This window comes from Duganella sp. GW821-FHT01E12 (assembly GCF_059422325.1).
In genome coordinates this window covers 54,345-75,495 of the sequence record NZ_JBWKWR010000010.1, presented here as the reverse complement: position 1 = coordinate 75,495, position 21,151 = coordinate 54,345, and the positions used below count along the sequence as shown (strand labels likewise).

Below are 21,151 nucleotides of genomic sequence, written 5' to 3'. Positions count from 1 at the left end.
GCCCAACCCCGCAGGCTTTCAGCGATACGCTGGCCGCACCACTTAAGGGTCGGCCCCGTACGGGGTCCGACCCTGCCTGGCCGTGCGGGTTAAAAATGAGCGGCGGCCCGAACACCCGCGCCGACGGGACGCGGATCGAGCCGGTCCAGGCGGCCGCTGAGCGCGGTCAGTCCCAGCGCGCCGAGCACGATCAGGCCGCCGGCCCAGCCGGTGTGCACCAGGCCGAGATGCTCGACGATCAGTCCGCCGCCCCAGGCGCCGCCGGCGATGCCGACGTTAAAGGCCGCGATATTCAGGCCCGAGGCCACATCGACGGCGCGCGGCGTGAAGTGCTCGGCCTGCCGCACCACATACACCTGCAAGCCGGCGACATTACCGAAGGCCACCGCGCCCCACAGCAGCACGGTCGCCAGCACCAGCCATTTGTACGGCGCCGCACAGCTCAGCACGAACAGCACGGCGGCCAGGCCTAGGAAGATGATCTTCAGCGCGCCGATCGGGCCGCGCCGGTCGGCCAGCCTGCCGCCCCAGATATTGCCGACCGCGACGGAGACGCCGTACACCAGCATCACCAGGCCCACCGTGTTGGCGCCGAAGCCGGTGACGTCCTGCAGGATCGGCGCCAGATAGGTGAAGGCAGTGAACGACCCGCCATAGCCGAGCGCGGTGATCGCATACACCAGCAGCAGGCGCGGCTCGCCCAGCACCTTGACCTGTTGCAGCAGCGAGGCCGGCTTGCTGTGCTTGATGGTCGACGGCACGAACAGCAGGCTGCCGACAAAGGCCAGCACGCCCAGCGCGGACACGGCCAGGAAGGTCTCGCGCCAGCCGAAATGCTGGCCGATGAACGTACCCAGCGGCACGCCGGTCACCAGCGCCACGGTCAGGCCGGTGAACATGATGGCGATCGCACTGGCGGCCTTCTCCTTCGGCACCAGCGAGGTGGCGATGGTCGAGCCGATCGAGAAGAACACACCGTGCGCCAGGCCGGTGAGAATGCGGGCGACCACCAGCGACTCGTAGCCGGGCGCCTTCCACGCCAGCAGATTGCCGAGGGTGAACAACACCATCAGCGATACCAGCAGCGCCTTGCGCGGCACCTTGCCGGTGAGCGCGGTCAGCACCGGCGCGCCGACGGCCACGCCCAAGGCGTACAGGCTGACCAGCAGGCCGGCCGACGGCAGATTCACGCCCAGATCGGCGGCGATGGTCGGCAGCAGGCCGACAATGACAAACTCGGTGGTCCCGATGGCAAACGCGCTGATGGTCAGCGCGAGCAAGGCAATAGGCATGACATTCACTCCTGAAAAGTTGATGTCATGCAGTATCGGGATTTTCTTTACTGAGAAAAAGGCCTGTAACTTGCAATGATATTTGCGCCACAGGCAATGATCGTCACTCCACCTTGGTCAACTCGACGCCATCAACGATCATTTTCATCTTCTTGTCCTGCAGATGCGGCGGCTGGGTGACGACGAAGGTGCTGCGGATGATGCCCACGCCGGCGTCGAAGTTATCGCCATTGAAACCGATGATGTCGACGTTGAGGTCGAGGTTCTTGCCCGGCTGATTGCGCTTATAGTGCAGCTTGCCGCTCGCTTCGATGTTGAGCTCCATGTCCTTGCCCTTCCAGTCGCCGATGTAGGCGCGCTTGGCCGCAGGGATGGGCTGCGGATCGGCTTGCGCCATCATCGGAACTGCCAGGGCGCACAAGAGCAAAACGGATTTGAATGACATAACAGTCCTTTTCGGTCAGGGGTTAAAATAGCCAGCCGATTTTACTGTAGTCCCACGATGAATTCCGAAAAACTCGCCCTGCTGCTGACGCGTGAAATGCCTTACGGTAAATACAAGGGCCGCGTCATCGCCGACCTGCCCGGCCACTACCTGGGCTGGTTCGCGCGCGAGGGTTTCCCTTCCGGCGAACTGGGCGGCCTGATCGCGCTGATGTACGAGCTCGACCACAACGACCTGCGCAGCCTGCTCGATCCGCTGCGCCAGGCTACGGCCCGCCAACGCTAGGCCGCCAGCTCGTCGCTGCAGCCGCTTTCCACCTTGTCCAGGGCTTCGGACAGCGCCAGGCGCAGCACGGCCAGCGACTGCGCCTTGTTCTCCACCTCGCGGATTTTTTCACGGATCAGTACACGCTTCTCGCTCGGCGCCAGCGCCTGCTGTTCCCACGCGCCTATCACTTCGCTGATCTCCTTCAGCGTGAAACCCAGCGCCTTGGCGTGGGTGATGAGCTCGATGCGCCGCAGCGCCAGCGCCGAATACTCCTTGTAGTTGTTGCTCAGATGCGGCTGGGCCGCCTCGTTGAGCAAGCCCATGCGTTCATAGAACCGCACCGTGTCGCGCGACACACCGGCCCGGGATGCTATTTCTCCAATGCGCATTGCCACTTCCCTTCTCATCGAAACGCAGACAGCGGTTGACCGTGGACCATGGTCCACGCTTTACAGTCAGTGCTCCCTCAACCAATCAATTCATCATGCGACCACTCAACTATCGCAACACCACCGTCATGGTAACAGGCGCCTCGTCCGGAATAGGCCTGGCGTACGCCCACGCGCTGGCGGCACGCGGCGCGAACCTGATCCTCGTCGCGCGCTCCGAGGACAAGCTCGACAGCCTGGCGCGGGAACTGGCGAGCCGGCACGGCATCCAGGCCCACGCGCTCGCGGCCGACCTGACCGAGGCCGGCGCCGCCGGCGGCGTCCGCGCCAAGGCAAGCGCACTGGGCCTGACGCCGGACATGCTGATCAACAACGCCGGCTTCGCGACGCATGGCCGTTTCGAGGCCCTGCCGCTGGATCGACAGCTGGATGAGATATCGCTCAATTGCCGGGCTGTGGTCGAACTCAGCCATGCGTTCCTGCCGGCCATGCTGGAACGGGGAGCGGGCGCGATCGTCAACGTGGCGTCGACCGCCGCCTTGCAGCCCCTGCCCTACATGGCCATCTACGGCGCCACCAAGGCGTTCGTGCTTTCGTTCTCCGAGGCCTTGTGGCAGGAGTATCGCGACCGTGGCGTGCGCGTGCTTGCCGTGTGTCCGGGTGCGACCGACACCGCTTTCTTTGACGTGGTCGGCGCGGCGGAGGCCGGCGTCGGCGCGCGCATGGCGGCCGAGACTGTCGTCGACGTCAGCCTGCGGGCGCTGGATAGCGGCCGCAGCCACGTCGTGCCCGGCGGAGCAAACCGCATGCTGGGTTGGCTGCCCCGGTTGCTGCCACGGCAAGCGATATTGCAGATCGTCGCGAACATGCTCCGGCCGCGCCAGCAGGCCGGCAGGGCTACAGCATCCCCATATCCTTGAGCCAGTTTTCAACCAGCGCCGGCCACGACGAAATCGGATGATCCTTGTCCCGCAGGCCGAAGGCGTGGCCGCCCTTGGCGAACAGATGGACCTCCGCCGGCACGCCGGCCTGGTCCAGCGCCCGCGCGTACAGCGTGCTGTTGCAGATGGGGTCGACCGGGTCGTCCCAGGCTTGCAGCAGGAAGGTCGGCGGCGTCTTCGCGGTGACGCGGATGGTCGGTTCGAGCGTGCCGCCGGCGCGGCACAGGTGGCCCGGATACAGCGCAATGGCAAAGTCCGGGCGGCTGCTGAGCTTGTCGATCGCGTCGACCGGCTTGTAGGCCGGCGCGAAGATCGTGCTGGTCTGCGCCACCAGGTAGCCGCCGGCCGAGAAGCCGATCACGCCTACTCTGTCGGGATCAATGTTCAGTTCCTTCGCCCTGGAACGGACCAGCTTGATCGTCCTTTGCGCGTCCTGCAGCGCGCGCGGCACCTTGGGCGTGACGTGGCAATTGCATTTCTCGTCCCAGTAGTGATTACCGCCGGGAACGCGGTACTTGAGCAGCACGCAGGTGATGCCGCGCGATGTCAGCCAATCGCAGATTTCCGTGCCTTCCAAATCCATGGCCAGCACCTTGAAGCCGCCGCCGGGAAAGACCACCACCGCCGCCCCGGTGTTCTGGCCCTTGGGCGCATACACCGTCATGCTCGGCTGGCTTACGTCGCTTGCCTGGAGCCAGCCGCCGTGCCCTTTGCGCTGCGCCAGGGACTCCGCCTTCGGCGCGGATATCGCATCAGGCACCGCGCCGGGCCAGATCGGAACCTGCACCTGGCCTGACGATGGTTGCCAGGTCTCGGCTTGCGCCACAACATTGCTCATCAATAAAAACAACACCAACAAATAAGCGCTGAATTGGGGCACGCAAGAACTCCTTAATCCGTATAAATAATATGGTTGATATTGCTGTTAATGGGCTCGCTGCTCCACTTGCACCGCGCTTTCATCCAGCACCAGCAACTGCGGCGCGAGCCCGCTCCTCATGCGCTCCTGGAAGAAGTTGGAGCCTATGCCGTCGCTCCACTGGCCGATGGTGTAGTCCTTCAGCAGCGCGATCTGGTCGGGATTCAGCGCCCGTTCAAGCTGGTACCGGGTACTGCCGATCAACCTGCCCGAGACGCTGTCGAACGCGAATACCAGGCTGCCGCCGCTGATGCCCGCGTCCTCCAGTTCGCCGGCGTTTTCGCCGTCCAGCAGATAGTCTGAAAAAACTTCCTCGTCGTAGCACAGGCCGTCCAGAGTCTTTAGGATAGCCGCGTCTTCAACCAACACGCCCTCCTCGCCAGTCTCCGGGTCTACCTGCTTGAAGTCGAACACGCCTGCGTAAGCTGAAAAGGTAATGGTAGCCACAGTGGTCTCCGGTGAGTTGTCCAATCCAACAAAGAATATCATTTTGAAAACTCCCCTGCCAGAGCAATCGTGACGTCCCGAAAAGGCGAATCCGTGTATAAAGAAGACACTATTGCATCAGCGAAGGAGAACGTCATGGCAACCCAGCCGCACAGCTGTACCTGCTTCATCATCCCGACCACCATGCTGCGCAAGCTGGCCGACGAGGCCGCCTCGCCGGTGGACCGCGACCTGCTGCTGGACCAGTGCGAAACGTCCGCCTACCTGCGCGGCCAGCGCTCAATCTCGCCGGTGGCGACAGGCGTGGCGGCGGTCGGCGAAAAGCGCCGCACCGTCTATGACGCCGGCCACAAGACCACCCTGCCCGGCAAGCTGATGCGCACCGAGGGCGGCGTGGCCGTGGCCGATGCCGCCGTCAACCAGGCCTACGATGGCGCCGGCGTCACCTACGATTTCTATCGCGAGGTCCTGAAGCGCAACTCCATCGACAACAAGGGCTTGCGCATCGATTCCACCGTCCACTACCAGAACCGCTTCAACAACGCCTTCTGGAACGGCCAGCAGATGGTCTACGGCGATGGCGACGGCAAACTGTTCCTCGGCTTTACCGGCGCGCTGGACGTCATCGCCCATGAACTGACCCACGGCGTGACCCAGCACGCCGTCCCCGGCGGCCTGGTCTACGAAAACCAAAGCGGCGCGCTCAACGAATCGATCTCCGATGTGTTCGGCAGCATCATCAAGCAGTGGAAGCTCAAGCAGAGCGTCGAGCAGGCGGACTGGCTGATCGGCGCCGGCATCCTGGCTGCCGGCGTCGGCAAGGCGCTGCGCTCGATGGCCGATCCCGGCAACAAAGAATTAACCTGGTCGGGCGACGATCAACCCAAAACCATGGCAGGATACGTGGAGGGTGGCGATGTGCACATCAATTCGGGCATCCCCAACCATGCCTTTTATGCGGCGGCCATCGCGCTCAAGGGCAATTCGTGGGACAAGGCCGGACCCATCTGGTACAAGGCCCTGGGTTTGCTGACGCCGAACGCCAGCTTCGCCGACATGGCCAAGGCCACCTCGCAGGCCGCCACCTTGCTGTATGGCGCCGATTCGGCCGAGCAGCATGCGGTGCTGGCGGCGTGGAAGGTGGTCGGCGTCGTTTAGGAGAAATCGTATGACACGTTTAACGTTGCGATGCACCGGAGGTTTCACCGGCCCGGCCGGCGCGCAGACGCGCACGGTCGATCTGTCGCTGCTGCCGCCGCACCAGGCGCACGAGCTGGAGCACCTGTTGTCGGCCTGCGACTTCTTCGCCCTGCCGGACAAGCTGGTCAAGGCCGCGCCGCGCTCGTCGGATTTCCTGTACGACCTCAAAGTGGACCATGACCAGCGGCAGCACTGCGTGCACTACCATCTGGACGCCGTGCCGCCGCCGCTCAAGGAACTCACCGACAAGCTGTACGAAGTCGATCCCGACTAGACGATCTTCAACTCGGGATAGCCGGTGCGCGGGTCCAGCTCGCGCGTGAAGCGTTGGCCGGGCAGCAGCGCCAGCAGCAGCTCGGCCGTGGTGCGCACGACGCAGCCGGCGCACACGTGGCCGCCCAGCACCCGCCCCTGCGCGTCCGACACCGACATGTGCAGGTGCGCGCCGTCGGCCGACAGCGATCCGGCCAGGCTCAGGATTTCCAGGTCGCCGCGCAGCGTGTCCGGCTGCGGCTGGCCGGCGTAGCGCAGCTGCGCCACGCTCAGGCTGCCGATGCCCTGCAACACGAAGCCGGCCGCGTGGCCGCTGGCCAGCAGGGCCGCCACCAGCGCCGCGCGCAGGTCGTCGCCCGGCTCGAGGCGCAGCGCCAGCGTTTGCATCAGGCCACCATGCGCGCGAATTCGCCCTGATCGACCAGCTTTTGCAGATCGTTGGCGCCGCCGATCAGCGTGCCTTTGACGAAAATCATCGGGAAGGTCGGCCAGCCGGTCCACATCTTCAGCGCCGTGCGCGGACGCCAGCCGCCCAGGTAGCTGCCATAGCTCAGGTATTGGTAGGGCGTGCCCAGGCCGTCGAGGATCTTGCGGGCCTTGCGCGGGAAGGGATTGAGGCCCATGCCGACCACCACCACGGCGTTGGCGGCCACGGCCGCCTGCACTTCGGCCACCAGCTCGCGGTGGTAGCTGCTGACCTGCTGGCGCACGGCCGGGTGGATGTGGGCTTCGTCCAGGATGTTACGGCTCATCGATATTCCTTGTTGGTGACAGATGAGCGTAAGAGTAGCCGCAACCGGCGCGGCGGCAAAGCCTTTTCCGCGCCGGGACCAGGGATCAGAGCTCCAGCTTGGAGATCTTGGTGCCTTCGAGGTTGAGGTTGGCCATCAGGCCGGCGTTGGTCAGCACCAGCGCCTGCACCGGATTGTTGGCGGTGGTGGTGTCGATCTCGCCGTTGGCGCCCACCTTCAGCAGCGCCACCGAACCGTCGACGCCGGCGGTCCAGCCTTTGCTGTTGCGGAATTTGTCCAGCGCTTCGCGGGTCATGAACAACAGCACCACGGCCTTCGATTGCGCGCCGGCCTGGAAGCCGACCGACACCGACGCCACGCTGTAGTAGTCGACCGACTGGCCGCCGGTGCGCAACACGCCCTTGCCGTACTCGCCGCCCACCACCAGGCCGGCCGCCAGCACGCGCGGGAACACCAGCACGCCGGCCGATTTGCGCACCAGCTCGCGCGAACCCTTCACTTCCGCATACAGGCGCTCCAGCGTCGAGTAGGAACCCTGCTCGATCTCGGTGCGGACTGCGGCCGAATCGGCCTTGCCGGCCGAGGTGGTGGTGGTGCAACCGCCCAGCGCCAGGCCGGCCAACATCAGCGCTGCGGTGCTACGAAGCAGGAAAGTACGTTTTTGCATGGAAGTCTCCGTGAAAGATGAACGAGTGGCAGGTTGCCATAATTGCCATGGCTGCCCCTATTCTGTCACCTTCCGGCGATTCGTGCTTTGTCCCATCCGTATCAAACGGGCCGGGCCTGCCCGAACAGGATGGCGCGCTCTTCGTCCGACATCGCATGCTCCTTGCGGACGTAGACGTTCTCCACGCCGACGTAGGCCTTGACGGTGGCCGGCCGCGCGCGCATCGCCTCGAACCAGCGTTGCAGGTCGGGGAAATCGGCCAGCGTCTGGCCGTGGCCCTCGTGCGGCACGATCCACGGATAGCAGGCGATGTCGGCGATCGAGAACTCGCCGGCGATGAAGTCGCGGCCCTGCAGCTGCTTGTCCAGCACGCCGTACAGGCGGCGCGTTTCGCGGGTGTAGCGGTCGATCGCGTACGGCACCGGCTCCGGCGCGTAGATGTTGAAGTGGCCGATCTGCCCCGCCATCGGCCCCAGGCCGGACACCTGCCAGGTCAGCCATTGCAAGGCCACCAGCCGCGCGCGCGGGTCGCGCGGCAGGCCGAAGCCGCTCTTGTCGGCCAGGTATTGCAGCATGGCGCCGGACTCGAACATGCTCAGCGGCGGCCCGCCGTCGGCCGGCGCGTGGTCGACCAGCGCCGGGATCTTGTTGTTCGGAGAAATGCGCAGGTACTCCGGCGCAAACTGTTCACCCTTGCCGATGTTCACGCGGATCAGCCGGTAGTCGATGCCGGCCTCTTCCAGGTACATGGTCATTTTTAAGCCGTTGGGGGTGGCGGCGTAGTAGAGATCTATCATGGTTTCATTGTGCCTGCGGACGGCGCGGCGGCGGGATGCCAATCGCGGGATTTTTCAGGAGGCCAATCACGCCGCGCATCAGCGGTTGCCGAAGGCCAGGCGTTTGCCTTCGCGCAGCATGCTGGCGAACTCGGCCGCCGGGATCGGCTGGCTGAACAGATATCCCTGCAGCTGGTCGCAGCCCAGCTCGCGCAGGAAGCTCATCTGCTCGGCGGTCTCCACCCCTTCGGCCACGATCTCCTGGCGCAGCTGCTGCGCCATGGTGACGATGGCGCGCGCGATGGCGCAGTCGTTCTCCTCGTACGGCAGGCCGATGACGAAGGAGCGGTCGATCTTCAGGGTGCTGATCGGGAATTTCTTCAGGTAGGCCAGGCTGGAGTAGCCGGTGCCGAAGTCGTCCAGCGCCAGCGCCATGCCCATCGCCACCAGCTCGTTCATGATGGCGATCACGTTGTCGGTGCCGCGCACCAGCAGGCTCTCGGTGATCTCCAGGTTGATCTGGTCGGGCTGCACGCCGTGCCGCTCCAGCACCGCCGCCACGCGCTTGGGCAGCTGGTTGTCGAACTGGCGCGCCGACAGGTTGACCGCGATCGGCGGCATGATCAGGTTGGCGTCCTTCCATTCGCGCACCTGGCGGCAGGCCTCCTCCAGCACCCAGCTGCCGAGGTCGAGGATCAGGCCGGTCTCCTCCGCCACCGGGATGAACACGCCCGGCGACACCAGCCCGCGCACCGGATGGCGCCAGCGCAGCAGCGCCTCGGCGCCGACGATGCGGCCGCTGCGCAGGCTGACCTTGGGCTGGTAGTACAGCAGCAGCTCGTTGTTGCCGAGCGCCTGGCGCAGCTCGCTCTCGATGCGCAGGTGCTCCTTGGCGCGCTGGTTCATCTCCTCGCTGTAGAACAGGAAGGCCGATTCGATGTTCTGCGCCGCCTTGGTCATGGCCACGTCGGCGTAGCGGATCAGGGTCGGCACGTCGGCGCCGTCCTCGGTGTAGACGGTGATGCCGATGTGGCCGCCCACCTGCAGCCGGTGGCCGCCGATCACGATGGGCGCGGCCAGCGCGGCCAGCAGCTTTTGCGCGACGATGGCGGCGTGTTCGCGCTTTTCCACGTGCAGCAGCGCGACCGCGAACTTGTGGCCGTCCAGCCGCGCCAGCACGTCGGCCTCGCGCAGCGACAGCCGGAACAGGCGGCCGATCTCGCACAGCAGGCCGTTGCCGATCTCGTGGCCCAGCGTGTCGCTGATGGCGCCGATGCGGGTGATCTCGATCACCAAGAGGGCGCCGTGCTCCTGCGAGCGCTTGGTCTCGGTCAGCGCCTGGCTGACCAGCTGGTTGAGCAGGCACAGGTTGGGCAGGCCGGTCAGCGGATCGTAGTTGGCCATGCGCTGCATGCGCGCCTCGGCGTCCTTGTGCACGCTGATGTCGGAGAACAGCGAGAAGGTGTGGCTGATCTTGCCGTGCTCGTCGCGCACCACGCTGATGGTCACCGATTGCGGGAACAGCTCGCCGTTCTTGCGCTTGCCGATGATCTCGCCGCGCCACGGCCCCTCGCCCTGCATGGCCGAGCGCACCTTGGCGCGGAACTCGGCGTCGTGCACGCCGGAGCGCAGCAGGTCGGGCGTCTTGCCGATCGACTCCTCCGGCGTGTAGCCGGTGATGCGGGTGAACGAGGAATTGATCGACACGATGCGCTCGTGGGCGTCGGTGATCAGCACGCCCTGGTCGCTGTCCTCGATGATGCGCGCGTGCAGGTTGACCTTGTCCGCCGCCGACAGCGTCTGGTCGACATTGGACAGCTCGACCAGCATGCCGACCGGCTCGCCGGCCTCGTCGTGGCGCAGCAGGATGTGCAGGTTCACCCAGATCAGCTCGCCATTTTTCTTGCGCCGCCGCACCTCGGTGTGGGCGCCGCCGGCGGGGCTGCCGTCGTGCTCGAAGAACAGCTCGGCGATGTTGCCGTCGTCGTCGCCCTCGGCGTACAGGAACAGCACGTGCCGGCCCACGGCCTCCTCGGTGGCGTAGCCGAACATCTGGCGGGCGCCGTCGCTCCAGGCGGTCACGTAGCCGGCCAGGTCCAGTTCCAGCACGGCGCCGCTGGCGGCCTCCGGCGGCGGCGCGCCGGCGCGCGCCTCGGCCAGCGCGGCGTCCAGCCGGGCCAGCGTGGCCGCCAGCGCCGCGCCCGTCTCGCCGCGCGCCTGGCGGCTCAGCGCAAGGCACAGCTCGATCGCGTCATGCATGGGGATTTCCCGCCTTGCCCGCCGCCACGCCCTGCATCCACAAATACGCTTCGGCCTGGATCTGGTTGAAGCTGGCGGTGTCGATCTGCAGCGCCTGCAGGCCCTGGGTCAGCGCCGCCAGGTCCTCGTGCTCGGCGGCCTCGACCACGCCGAGCAGCTGGCCCAGCTCGCCCTCGCGCGACAGCAGCGCCTGCTGCACGGCTTCGCTGATGGTCAGCGGTTTCAGCACCTCGGCCAGCGGCATGCCGAACAGCACGCCCAGCAGCGAGAACATGCCGGCCATGAAGGCTTGCTCCTGGTGCGGCTTGTCGTGGCCGGCGGCCCTGGCCAGCAGCTCCATCTGCCGCGCCCGCACCGACACCCGCGCCAGCAGCATGGCCGAGCGCTGGTCGGCCTCGCGCGACGAGAACAGCATCAGGTTGAGCCAGCGCCGCAGCTGCGAGCGGCCCAGGATCAGGATGGCCTGCGAAAAACTGGTGACGCGGCGGCCGGTGCCCATGCCCAGCGAGTTCACCAGCCGCAGCAGGTGGTAGGACAGCGTGGGGTCCTGGCGCAGCAGCGCTTCGATTTCGTGGGTGTCGGCGTCGGCCGAGACCAGTTGCACCAGCTTGAGCGCCAGCGCGCGCGAGGCGGCCTGGCTGCCCACCGGCTTGGGCGGCGGCGCCAGGAACCAGTCGCCCTCGACCCAGGCGGCGCCGGCGGGCAGCTCGGCGGCCAGCGCGGCGTCGCTGTGGTGGACCTTGTCGGCGGGCAGCGGCTGCCAGCCGGCCGCGTCCAGCATCTGGTTGACCGGCCCGGCCTGGCCGGCGCGGTAATAGCAGCTCATGCTGCCGGAAGCGAGCTCCTGCAGAACGCCGGCCGGCAGCGTATCGGCCTGCAAGCGCCCCCCGTCGATCAGCAACGCCGAGGGCACGCCGTTGCGGTCGGCCAGGGGATGCAAAAACACGGGCGGCATGGCGGTCGAGGCGGTCATGGGGTGTCCAGCAAGAGCAATCGATGATCCCGCTATGGTACTCCGAAATTATTGGCGTCGGCCAACATTATGGTAGCGAACCGGGCAATATCAAACGATGGGGCAAATGGCCCAGCAAGCGCTCGAACAGTCCCGGCTGCTTCATGCGGTCCCGCCACCATTGCAGCGCCGCGCCGTGCTCGCCGCTGCGCCAGGCCAGGTGGAAGGTTTCGGCCGGCTTCGGCTCCTCGACCTGCTTTTCCACCAGCAGGCCGGCGGCGATGGCGGCGCGCGCGCAGGGCTCGGGCAGGAAGCCGAAGCCCATGCCGTCCAACTGGTACTGGAACTTGGTGGACATGTCGGGCACGGTCAGCGTGTCCTGGCCCAGCACCAGGCCCACGGTGCGCGGCGCCATCTGACGGGCGGAATCGGCCACGCTGACGGCGCGGTGGCGCTGCAATTGACCACGGTCCAGCTTGCCTTCCACCGAGGCCAGCGGGTGCGACGGCGCCACCGCGAACACGAAGCCGATCTTGCCGATCGGCAGGGAGACGTAGCCGCCGCCGGCCGGGCCGTCCCCGGCCACGCCCACCAGCAGGTCGGCGCGGCGGTCCAGCAGCGCCTCCCAGGCGCCGGACAGCGCTTCCCGCACGATGCGCAGCCGGGTCTGCTGGGCGACCTGGTAGAAGGCATGGATGTCGTCGCGGAACACGCCGGCCGAGAACATCGAATCCATGCCTACGGCCAGCTCGGTCTCCCAGCCGGATGCCACGCGGCGCACGCGGTGCTCCAGATCCTGCGCCGCCTTGAGCAGGTAGCGCCCCTCCTTGAGCAGCTCGGCGCCGGCCGCCGTCAGCTCCACGCGCGGGCCGATGCGCTCAAACACTTGCACGCCGAGGTCGTCCTCCAGCTTGCTGACGGTGTAGGAAATGGTCGAGGGTACGCGGTGCAACTCCTTGCCGGCGGCGGAGAACGATCCACGGCGGTCGATGGCGTCGACGATTTGCAGGGCTTCCAGGCTGAGTCTGAGCATTCGATTTCTTCGATAGTAAAGTGGTAAATTTTCCGTTTTTTTATTCAGGACCTGAGGAATATACTGTGATTCATGGATGCAGCGATAGCGAAGCCTTTCAAAATTATCGCACATTAACTAAAAAGAAACGGAGCCTACCATGTTACAAATTCGTAGAAGTGAAGAACGCGGCGTCGCCAACCACGGCTGGCTGCAATCGCGCCACACCTTTTCGTTCGGCAGCTATCACGATCCGAAACACACCGGTTTCGGCCCGCTGCTGGTCATCAATGAAGACCAGGTCCTCGGCGGCCAGGGGTTCGGCACCCACGGCCACCGCGACATGGAGATCATCTCCTACGTGCTGAGCGGCGCGCTGGAGCACAAGGACAGCATGGGCACGGGCTCGGTGCTGCACTACGGCGACGTCCAGCGCATGAGCGCCGGCAACGGCGTGCGCCACAGCGAGTTTAACCATTCGCCAAGCGAACAGGTGCACTTCCTGCAGATCTGGATCCAGCCCAACCAGACCGGCATCCCGCCCAGCTACGAGGAAAAGCACTTCACGCCGGAAAGCAAACAGGGCCGGCTGCGCCTGATCGCCTCCAGCGACGGCCGCGACGGTTCGGTGCTGATCCATCAGGATGCGGCGCTGTACGCCACCATCATGGCGCCCGGCGACCACCTGAAGCATGAGCTGGCCGAGGGACGCATCGCCTACGTCCACGTGATCCGCGGCGACGTGACGGTCAACGGCACAGCGCTCAAAGACGGCGACGCGCTGAAGATCACGGCCGAAACGCTGGTCACGCTGCAGGACGCCACCGAGGCGGAAGTGCTGGTGTTCGACCTCCCTGCATAAGCTAGAGGCCGGCCTAAAAAAACTTTCCGCCAGTTTTGGTATCATGAAGGGCGCGCCGGGTCTGTTCGAACAGCCCGGCGCGCCTTTTTTACCTTGAATATCAATCAATTGAAGAGCATAGCTATGTCGCAGAGCGCAGCAACCCCGGCAACCGACGAACTGGATTACATGACTTCCTGCGCCCTGCCTACCCCCTGGGCCCAGTTCACGCTGCACGCCTTTGTCGAAAAGGCCACGGGCAAGGAACACCTGGCGATGGTGCTGGGCGACATCGGCGACGGCGAGCCGGTGCTGGCGCGCGTGCACTCCGAGTGCCTGACCGGCGACGTGCTGTTCTCGCAGCGCTGCGATTGCGGCGCCCAGCTCGAAGGCGCGCTCAAGCGCATCGCCAGCGAAGGCCGCGGCGTGCTGCTGTACCTGCGCCAGGAAGGCCGCGGCATCGGTCTGATCAACAAGATCCGCGCCTACCGCCTGCAGGAAGCCGGCGCCGACACGGTGCAGGCCAACGAGCAGCTGGGCTTCAAGCCGGACCAGCGCACCTACGGCCTGGTGCAGCCGATGCTGGCGCAGTTCGGCGTCAAAAGCTTACGCCTGATGACCAATAATCCGCGTAAGATCGACGCCATGACCAAACTGGGCATCGAGGTGGCCGAGCGCGTTCCGCTGCTGGTCAACCGCAACGCCTTCAACCAGCACTACCTGAATACCAAGGCCGCCAAGCTGGGCCACATGATGACGCCGCTGACCCCGGCCCCGGTGGAGGATGGCGCGCTGTAAGGTTGTTTTAAAAGGATTGCATGAAATTTAACGAGCTTGCTGTTTCCCTCGCCCTGAGCTGGGCCAGCGCCGGCGCCCTGGCGGCGCCGGCCGCAAATGCGCCCGCCTCGCCGCCCCAGCTGGCCGCCGCGCAGTCCTCGGCCAAGGCCTCGGCGCCCGCCGCCGACAACGCCGACGCCGCCCCGCTGCCGCCGCCCTCCAGCGCGGCCCAGCATCTGTATGCTTCCGCCAAAAACGATATCCTGCAAGTGCGCTCGCTGCTCAAGAGCGGGCGCACGCAATCGTCGGTCGGCTCCGGCTTTTTGATCGGCACCAGCAACCTGGTGGTGACCAACTACCACGTGGTGTCGCAGTTCGCGCTCGATCCCGACACCTACGTCGGCGAATGGGTGGACACCAGCGGCCAGCGCGGCAACGTCGAACTGCTGGCGGTGGATGTGCTGCACGACCTGGCCGTGCTGCGCGTGAGCCGCAACGGCACCGGCTTCTTCAAGATCCCCGAACAGCTGGCCAAGCTGACACAGGGCCAGTACCTGTACTCGCTGGGCAATCCGCTCGACCTGGGCTTCGCCATTTCCGAGGGCGCCTACAACGGCGTGATCGCGCGCAGCTTCTACGACCAGCTGATGTTCACCGGCCCGATCAACTCGGGCATGAGCGGCGGCCCCAGCGTGACGGTCGACGGCGCGGTGGCCGGCGTCAACGTCTCCAAGCGCCTCGACGGCGAGCTGGTCAGCTTCCTGGTGCCGGCCCGCTACGCGCAGGACCTGCTCAAGCGCGTGGAGCAGCAAAAGAAGGCGCCGGCCGATTTCACCGCCGTGGTCGCCGCGCAGCTGCTGACCCACCAGCGCGCCATGGTCGACCAGCTGCTGGCCAGCCCGCTGAGCCTCAAGCCCATGGGTCCGTACCAGGTGCCGGTGCGCGAGTCGGAGCAGATGCGCTGCTGGGGCCGCTCGAACGTCAAGGCCGACAAGCCGTTCACGGTGGACGACGCCAGTTGCGCGATGGAGTCGGCCATCTTCGTCAGCGGCTCGCTGCAGACCGGGCAGCTGAGCATACGCCACCAGTTCCTGCGCAGCACCGGGCTGGGTCAGCTGCGCTTCGCGCAGCTGGCCAGCGCCTCGTTCAAGAACGAGCACTTCGGCAACAACAAGGACACCCGCCTGACCGGCCCGCAATGCACCGAGGACTTCGTCAAGAACAAGGACGTGCCGCTGCGCGCCGTGCTGTGCGTGCGCGCCTACCGCAAGTTCGCCGGCCTGTACGACTTCGCGCTGTTGACCGCGAGCACCGACCAGGGCTTGATGAGTTTGCAGAGCAGGCTCGACGCGCACGGCGTCTCGTATGAAAACGGCCTGCGCCTGTCGCGCGTGTTCATCGATTCGATCGGCCTGGCGCCGGTGAGCAAGAAGCCCGCCGCGCCGGCCAAGGGAGGCGCGCAATGAAAGCCCCCTACTTCATCGAGATCCTGGCCCGCAACGGCGACGTGCTGCACCGTCACAAGGTGGCGCAGCTGCCGATCCGCCTGGGCCGCAGCTACGACAACGACGTCATCCTCGACGACGCCCACAGCGCCGCCGCCCACGCCGTGGTCGACGCCGACGAGCAGGGCCGGCTGGTGCTGCGCGACCTGGGCAGCAAGAACGGCAGCTACCTCAACGGCAGGCGCCAGACCAGCATGCTGCTGGACGGCGACACCATGGTGCGCCTGGGCCACACGCGCCTGCGGGTGCGCGCGGCCGACTTCCCGGTCGCCGACGAGCGGGCCGACACCACCATGCACGGCTGGGAAGGCGCGGCGCCGGCCACCATCGGCCTGGCGCTGATCGCCCTCTTCACCTGCGCGGAAACCTGGCTGTCCGACGTCGAACCGTTCGCGCTGATCCGCTACCTGCAGGTGCTGGCCACCAGCCTGGCCGCCGGCCTGGTGTGGAGCGGCCTGTGGGCGCTGGCCAACCGCCTGTTCGGCGTGCATGCGCGACTGGGACGGCACTTGTTCATCCTCGGCAGCGCGCTGGCCGTGGTCGGTTTGTGGCGGGTGGTCAGCTCCGTGCTGGCCTATGCCTGGTCGGCCGAGGCGTTCACGCGCTACGGCAACCTGGTCACGCTGGCGATCGCCTGCGGCATGTTGTTCTTCCACCTGATCACCATCAAGCCCCACCATCCGCGCCGCTTCGCCATCAGCAGCTGGGTGATGCTGGTGGGCGGCGCCGCGCTGATGTTGATGACCAATCTGCAGGGCACGGGCCGCGCCGCCGACGAGCTGTACATGTCGGTGCTGCTGCCGCCGGAAGTGCGGCATAGTCCGGACCACAGCGTCGATCAATTCATGGCCGATGCGGCCAGGCTGAAGACCGCCGCCGACGCCGCGCGTGTCCGCACGGTCAAGGACGGCACGCCGGAAACAGAGGACGACGACGACGGCGCCGAATGACGGCGCGCTAATCCCGCGGGATGTTGTGGATGTGGTTGAGGAGGGTCTTGATATCGGCCTCCTCCTCCGGCGACGGATGGAGGAACATGGCGCCGATATGGAGTTGCTCGCCCAGCAGGAAGGAGCGGTAGGAACGCGTCACGCGCACTTCCATTTCCGCGATGATGACCGATTCCGATTCCAGCTCCAGCTGCACGTTCAGCAGCTTGCGGCCCTTGAGCAAACCCTTGACGGCGTTCTTGGTGCAGCGCAGGCCGATTCCGCCCAGCGAGAAATCGTAGATGGGCAGCTCGTAGAGCTTACCGTTCAACTCGAACGAGGCGCTGAAGGTGACCGCCAGCGGCGTTTCCACGCGCTCCGACGCGCGCCGGTTCAGCACCGAGCAGGTCTCGGGGAATACCATGGGAATCAGGTGAGGACTGCCGGGAACCGAGGCCCACTCCTGGCTGGTCAGGCGGAACTGCAGCTTCGCGGACGACACCCAGGTGACAAAGGTGACCCTGCCGGGCGGCAGGACCGAGCCCTCATTCAACTCCATCACAAAATGCGGCTGCTCGGGATCGACCGACAGGATGCGCCCCAGCACCGGCTCGCGGGTGCCGGACACGTACATCGAGATCGCGTCGCCGCTCTCGGCCAATTGGGTCAGCGTGTCGCCGATATCGTCCTCGCCCGTCATCTCATACGAGTTAGCCGAGGCCGGGATTTGGGTCATCGCGTCCTGCGGGCGTGGCGGCCCTCGACGGATCGAAAGGGCGGTGTGTTCACTGAGTTGCATAGCGATCACCTATTATTTTCACAACGTTAGACATTATTTAGGTCTGTGTACATCTTCATCATAGTCCGCGTTTTTCCATAAGGCAACCTTTTTATAATTTTGGAACATGGCCTGTCGTTGGGAGAATTGGGGCCACCGTCAAGCCGGAGCGGCAAATGCTCCTCGACGCGCACGTTCGGCGGCGCTTGGGCGCCAGAGTTCCATTTATTGATCGCATGAAGACAGGCTTTTGCCCAGGGTGAGAATGCGCGAGATTTTCAGTTTGGCAAGATGATATGCTGTGCATGTTTGGCCGAATTCGGCCAGTTGCAGACGTTTGCTGTTGGTAATTTTTTATGAATTGGATTTTATGCCGCCAAGAAGAATACGGACAACATCAACCGTAATGCTGTCGATTTTGTTTTCGTCGGCGTATGCGTTTGAAGATAGCCCATGCTTTGATAGTAACGGTAGCGTCTACGACTGCCTGATTAAAGAACTCAGGGTTGCCGAGAAGTTGGAGAGGCAAAAAGTAAAGCAGCTTATAGCTAAGGTGGAATCTGCGACAGTTGCCTCCACGAATTCTGAAATGGATAAAAAGGCGAAAGCGTCGGTGATTGCAGGTATAAATACGGCTGACGAAAAATGGCGCTCCCTTGTTAAAGTCGAGTGCGGCGACCTTATTGATATTCAATTTTTTGGCGGAAATGGTGGCCCGAATTCTTCGATCGATTGCATGATTTCAAGAACTAATGCTCGCATAAAAGAGATAAGTGAAAGCGATTCCTATAAGTTTTGGAGTCAGCAGTAGTTTTACTGGAAGACGGATAGGAAATTAACGCAGCTATCGGATGACTGTGTTCGGCCAAGAACGGACAGTTAGTTGGAAAGAAATTTGAAGATGCCAAATGCATGCGGTATATGCAGTCGAAAACTGGACCAAAAAGATGACCCACTATCACTTGACTGTGGTGGAGACTGTTGGGGATGTATTGGTGAAATTGAAGCAGACATGGGCGACGAGTATTCGTTAGCCAAGGTCAGAGAAGAGTGTGCTAAAGGGCTCCGCCCAGGTTGGGTTGATGCAAGCTCAAATTTATCCGCAGAGGATAAGAAATAACAAGACGGCAATCAGCCAAAAGCAGCCGCACAGAGGCGAGCATTTATTTAGGACTGGGAAATGGAAACGCTAGCACGTGCATTAATTTTAGCCACAAAATATTTGGACAGTCGTGTCTCTGACGACACGTTGGACGACGATGTTACGGTTCTCGAGAGCATTTCGGATGAATTGCAAAGATGTTCAATGGATGAAAAAAATTGTCTCATACGTGTTGCGAAAGAGCTAGGATTTGAATCGTGGCCGGATGAAATGGGAGTTGTATAAATTTTGGCATCAAATATCTTGTCCGGCTTCGGCCAGGACCGGCCGGTCACGATTTTTTCACTTATTATTTCCCCATGACTGATTACGAAAAAAAGAACCGCCAGAGGCTTATTACTTTGCTATCCAATCTCCCATCGTGTGCATCTCCAGATGGTTGGAAAAGCATGGGGAAATTTGCGGTGGGGGGATTAACAGAAATCGGCTTTTCCAAGAACACGGAACTTCTGCTGGTCATCTCCAGCAGCGGTAGAGGCGTGATTGACTGCACGCGGGGTGAGACAATCTCACGCGATGATGAGGTCGATGGAGAATGGTACGAGCCTGCCCGACTTTTGTGCCAAGGCATCGGCCCACTCCAAGGCGAAGAAATTTCGATTTCGGGGCTAAGCGGTGGGGGGCTACCTACATCGACTCGCCTCGGTGAGCGGCTCGAAGTTGTTTCTCCCGACTGGCCCAAGTCTACTTTGATTTTCTGCGCCCCATACAAATCAGCTCTTATCGAAGGCCATCAAGCGGGATGCGTGTCGGTTGCTTCGGACTATTTGCTTGCATACGGATTTTCGTGGTGCGGCAACTCCTTTGCGTACGCGACGAGTAGTGACGTAACAATCTTCAAACGTATCGGATAATTGCCGAAATCGGCCAAAGAACAGACCATCGCGAGACGAGCCGGAAGAACAACGAGAAAACAGCCGAAGCTTGGCAGGCAGAAATTCTGATCGATTGCGAGCGCATTTTGCAACGGCAACTAACTGATGTCGAAACAAGCTTCGTGCGTAGTCATGAAGGTTTTTTGGCGCTTGAAATGATTGACGACTCTATATCTCAAATAGATGCTGTGGAGCTAACAGCGTACCTAAATTCGGACCACAAGTTCAGAGGGCGAGGAGGAGTTCTTTGTGTTTAACTTTCTGATCACGAGTAGGCCTGGGGCTTGGGACCGTGGATTCTATGAGTATGACCGTAGTCGTTTTCTCGAATATACAAATGACGAAATTGCTGATGCGCTTAAAGACCTCACCGGCGATCAAAAAGATGTCATCATGGACTGGCCTTGCCTATTTGCATACGAAGGAACCGAGGGTATAGCGCGGATCGGCCAAATTACTAGAATCAAAGAGAGTAAGAATACCGTGCTCTTAGAGTTCGAATTCGATGAGAACTATGACCCTCTTGAGTTCGAGAAGATTGTTGAAATTGCTCCGCTGCTTGATATTCGCGAATGGGAACTAAGCAGAACCCATTGGGCGGTCAAAGATGAAGACCTCATTACTCGCCTGTCCAAAGCCAAGATTATTAAGGAGCCTGTCATCCCAAGAACGCCCAACACGGGCGGAATTCCAAGATCGGTCAAAAGTGACCGGAAGGCGACGAGTTCGGTGACATCCGTCAACGGCTTTATCGGCAAGATTATGGAGCTTCGTGGCACCGGAAAAGAGACTTTCTTCCGGGGGCATTCAAATAGGAAGAAATACAAGCTTGAGCCATCCTTGCTAAGGAAGGATGTCAAGGGAAATTATCTATATCTTCAGCATGAACATCTGATGTACCGCGAATTAATCATCTCAGATTCGGCCGAATTTTCTGTTGATACTTGCACATTAGACCGACTGGTACGGATGCAGCATTTTTCACTACCGACTAGATTGCTCGATATTACTTCCAATCCGCTTATAGCTCTATACTTTGCTTGTAAGTCGAATTTGGGAAAACTTGAGAACGGAAAATACGTGGGGGAGGATGAAGGCGAAGTTATCACTTTCGAGATAGAACCAAAACAAATAAAATATTATGATTCTGATACGATTAGTTGCCTTGCAAATTTGGCCCGGCTAACAAAAGCAGAAAAGGACGAAATCGACCTGCAGCTCCAGACAACCGACGAGTTCAATGCTCAGCCCGCGCTCAAGCGCCTATTGCACTTCATTCGCGAAGAAAAGGCATTTTTCGAGCCGCGAATTCTAGCGGACCATATTGGCGGAATTACCTGCGTTAAGGGAAAGCGCAGTAATAATCGCATATCGTCTCAATCCGGAGCTTTCTTGGTCTTTGGATTGAACGCAATTCTTGATGAAACGGGGTCGTCCGACTTTGGTGTTCGGAGAATCGCGGTAAAGAATAAGGCCGAAATTCTCAGGCAACTCGACCTGCTGAACATCAATGAGCGGACGGTATTTCCATATATCGAAAACTCTGCACGCTATGTGGCCCAAAAATATGCATTCCAAGAAGACGAAAAATAGAAGGCAAAGGTAGCAGAAAAATTAATTCTTTAATCTAACTGGCGCAGTCATACCCGGACTTTGGGAATAAATGGCACATGATAGTAGTAAAGATTTTAGG

24 protein-coding genes are annotated in these 21,151 nt (G+C 62.5%); 11 read left to right on the top strand and 13 right to left on the bottom strand.

Going from position 1 to position 21,151, the window contains the following annotated elements; all coding sequences use genetic code 11:
• Window positions 1-89 precede the first annotated feature (89 nt).
• Window positions 90-1,292 (bottom strand): MFS transporter, encoded by a 1,203-nt coding sequence (locus tag AC07WS_RS23755; protein ID WP_494731442.1) that lies wholly within the window; start codon window positions 1,290-1,292, stop codon window positions 90-92.
• A gap of 103 nt (window positions 1,293-1,395) precedes the next feature.
• Complete coding sequence (locus tag AC07WS_RS23750) at window positions 1,396-1,692, bottom strand: hypothetical protein (protein WP_494731441.1); 297 nt, start codon at window positions 1,690-1,692, stop codon at window positions 1,396-1,398.
• A 102-nt stretch (window positions 1,693-1,794) separates the two neighbouring features.
• On the opposite strand from AC07WS_RS23750, the gene AC07WS_RS23745 reads away from it, so the two are divergent.
• On the top strand, window positions 1,795-2,022 hold the full coding sequence (locus AC07WS_RS23745; protein WP_494731440.1) for a DUF3820 family protein: 228 nt from the start codon (window positions 1,795-1,797) through the stop codon (window positions 2,020-2,022).
• Here AC07WS_RS23745 and AC07WS_RS23740 read toward each other — a convergent pair.
• Window positions 2,019-2,393 (bottom strand): MerR family transcriptional regulator, encoded by a 375-nt coding sequence (locus AC07WS_RS23740; RefSeq protein WP_494731439.1) that lies wholly within the window; start codon window positions 2,391-2,393, stop codon window positions 2,019-2,021. The genes AC07WS_RS23745 and AC07WS_RS23740 overlap by 4 nt on opposite strands.
• A 92-nt stretch (window positions 2,394-2,485) precedes the next feature.
• Between AC07WS_RS23740 and AC07WS_RS23735 the strand changes: the two genes are divergently transcribed.
• Entirely contained in the window at window positions 2,486-3,313 is an 828-nt protein-coding gene (locus AC07WS_RS23735) for an SDR family NAD(P)-dependent oxidoreductase (RefSeq protein WP_494731567.1), read from the top strand.
• Here AC07WS_RS23735 and AC07WS_RS23730 read toward each other — a convergent pair.
• A complete protein-coding gene (locus tag AC07WS_RS23730; protein ID WP_494731438.1) occupies window positions 3,291-4,172 on the bottom strand; it encodes an alpha/beta hydrolase in 882 nt (293 codons plus the stop codon). The two genes, AC07WS_RS23735 and AC07WS_RS23730, sit on opposite strands and share 23 nt — an antisense overlap.
• Window positions 4,173-4,259: 87 nt before the next feature.
• Window positions 4,260-4,700 carry a hypothetical protein gene (locus AC07WS_RS23725; protein WP_494731437.1) on the bottom strand — a complete coding sequence of 147 codons (441 nt, stop codon included), beginning with the start codon at window positions 4,698-4,700 and terminating at the stop codon, window positions 4,260-4,262.
• A 135-nt stretch (window positions 4,701-4,835) separates the two neighbouring features.
• Here AC07WS_RS23725 and AC07WS_RS23720 point away from each other — a divergent pair, with 135 nt between their 5' ends.
• Both AC07WS_RS23720 and AC07WS_RS23715 read left to right on the top strand, forming a co-directional pair.
• Window positions 4,836-5,858: a M4 family metallopeptidase gene (locus AC07WS_RS23720; RefSeq protein ID WP_494731436.1), complete on the top strand. Its 1,023-nt coding sequence runs from the start codon at window positions 4,836-4,838 to the stop codon at window positions 5,856-5,858.
• A 10-nt stretch (window positions 5,859-5,868) separates the two neighbouring features.
• Window positions 5,869-6,174 carry a protealysin inhibitor emfourin gene (locus AC07WS_RS23715; RefSeq protein WP_494731435.1) on the top strand — a complete coding sequence of 102 codons (306 nt, stop codon included), beginning with the start codon at window positions 5,869-5,871 and terminating at the stop codon, window positions 6,172-6,174.
• Here AC07WS_RS23715 and AC07WS_RS23710 read toward each other — a convergent pair.
• The 7 genes from AC07WS_RS23710 to AC07WS_RS23680 all read right to left on the bottom strand — a co-directional run bounded on the left by AC07WS_RS23710 (window position 6,171) and on the right by AC07WS_RS23680 (window position 12,612).
• Window positions 6,171-6,560: a PPC domain-containing DNA-binding protein gene (locus AC07WS_RS23710; protein WP_494731434.1), complete on the bottom strand. Its 390-nt coding sequence runs from the start codon at window positions 6,558-6,560 to the stop codon at window positions 6,171-6,173. The genes AC07WS_RS23715 and AC07WS_RS23710 overlap by 4 nt on opposite strands.
• A complete protein-coding gene (locus AC07WS_RS23705) occupies window positions 6,560-6,925 on the bottom strand; it encodes a glutaredoxin (RefSeq protein WP_494731433.1) in 366 nt (121 codons plus the stop codon). The genes AC07WS_RS23710 and AC07WS_RS23705 overlap by 1 nt, the downstream gene beginning before the upstream one ends.
• A gap of 85 nt (window positions 6,926-7,010) precedes the next feature.
• Window positions 7,011-7,592: a BPSL1445 family SYLF domain-containing lipoprotein gene (locus AC07WS_RS23700; protein WP_494731432.1), complete on the bottom strand. Its 582-nt coding sequence runs from the start codon at window positions 7,590-7,592 to the stop codon at window positions 7,011-7,013.
• A 101-nt stretch (window positions 7,593-7,693) separates the two neighbouring features.
• Window positions 7,694-8,389: a glutathione S-transferase N-terminal domain-containing protein gene (locus AC07WS_RS23695; RefSeq protein WP_494731431.1), complete on the bottom strand. Its 696-nt coding sequence runs from the start codon at window positions 8,387-8,389 to the stop codon at window positions 7,694-7,696.
• A gap of 78 nt (window positions 8,390-8,467) precedes the next feature.
• On the bottom strand, window positions 8,468-10,627 hold the full coding sequence (locus tag AC07WS_RS23690) for a putative bifunctional diguanylate cyclase/phosphodiesterase (RefSeq protein ID WP_494731430.1): 2,160 nt from the start codon (window positions 10,625-10,627) through the stop codon (window positions 8,468-8,470).
• Window positions 10,620-11,600 carry an EAL and HDOD domain-containing protein gene (locus AC07WS_RS23685; protein ID WP_494731429.1) on the bottom strand — a complete coding sequence of 327 codons (981 nt, stop codon included), beginning with the start codon at window positions 11,598-11,600 and terminating at the stop codon, window positions 10,620-10,622. Before AC07WS_RS23685 ends, AC07WS_RS23690 begins: the two co-directional genes overlap by 8 nt.
• Before the next feature lie 67 nt (window positions 11,601-11,667).
• Window positions 11,668-12,612 carry a LysR substrate-binding domain-containing protein gene (locus AC07WS_RS23680; protein ID WP_494731428.1) on the bottom strand — a complete coding sequence of 315 codons (945 nt, stop codon included), beginning with the start codon at window positions 12,610-12,612 and terminating at the stop codon, window positions 11,668-11,670.
• A gap of 139 nt (window positions 12,613-12,751) precedes the next feature.
• Here AC07WS_RS23680 and AC07WS_RS23675 point away from each other — a divergent pair, with 139 nt between their 5' ends.
• From AC07WS_RS23675 to AC07WS_RS23660, 4 genes are all read left to right on the top strand, one after another.
• Entirely contained in the window at window positions 12,752-13,453 is a 702-nt protein-coding gene (locus AC07WS_RS23675) for a pirin family protein (protein ID WP_494731427.1), read from the top strand.
• A 123-nt stretch (window positions 13,454-13,576) separates the two neighbouring features.
• Window positions 13,577-14,230: a GTP cyclohydrolase II gene (gene ribA, locus AC07WS_RS23670; protein ID WP_494731426.1), complete on the top strand. Its 654-nt coding sequence runs from the start codon at window positions 13,577-13,579 to the stop codon at window positions 14,228-14,230.
• A 20-nt stretch (window positions 14,231-14,250) separates the two neighbouring features.
• Window positions 14,251-15,675: a S1 family peptidase gene (locus tag AC07WS_RS23665; RefSeq protein WP_494731425.1), complete on the top strand. Its 1,425-nt coding sequence runs from the start codon at window positions 14,251-14,253 to the stop codon at window positions 15,673-15,675.
• Window positions 15,672-16,664 (top strand): FHA domain-containing protein, encoded by a 993-nt coding sequence (locus AC07WS_RS23660; protein ID WP_494731424.1) that lies wholly within the window; start codon window positions 15,672-15,674, stop codon window positions 16,662-16,664. Before AC07WS_RS23665 ends, AC07WS_RS23660 begins: the two co-directional genes overlap by 4 nt.
• Window positions 16,665-16,671: 7 nt before the next feature.
• Here AC07WS_RS23660 and AC07WS_RS23655 read toward each other — a convergent pair whose 3' ends face one another.
• Window positions 16,672-17,379 (bottom strand): flagellar brake protein, encoded by a 708-nt coding sequence (locus AC07WS_RS23655; protein ID WP_494731423.1) that lies wholly within the window; start codon window positions 17,377-17,379, stop codon window positions 16,672-16,674.
• A 448-nt stretch (window positions 17,380-17,827) separates the two neighbouring features.
• Here AC07WS_RS23655 and AC07WS_RS23650 point away from each other — a divergent pair, with 448 nt between their 5' ends.
• The 3 genes from AC07WS_RS23650 to AC07WS_RS23640 all read left to right on the top strand — a co-directional run bounded on the left by AC07WS_RS23650 (window position 17,828) and on the right by AC07WS_RS23640 (window position 21,051).
• On the top strand, window positions 17,828-18,232 hold the full coding sequence (locus AC07WS_RS23650; RefSeq protein WP_494731422.1) for a lysozyme inhibitor LprI family protein: 405 nt from the start codon (window positions 17,828-17,830) through the stop codon (window positions 18,230-18,232).
• 650 nt (window positions 18,233-18,882) lie between these two features.
• The gene (locus AC07WS_RS23645; RefSeq protein WP_494731421.1) at window positions 18,883-19,437 is read left to right on the top strand and encodes a hypothetical protein; all 555 of its coding nucleotides are present in this window, start codon (window positions 18,883-18,885) and stop codon (window positions 19,435-19,437) included.
• Between the two features lie 270 nt (window positions 19,438-19,707).
• Window positions 19,708-21,051, top strand: coding sequence for an FRG domain-containing protein (locus tag AC07WS_RS23640; protein WP_494731420.1), 1,344 nt, complete (start codon window positions 19,708-19,710; stop codon window positions 21,049-21,051).
• The last annotated feature ends 100 nt before the right edge of the window (window positions 21,052-21,151 follow it).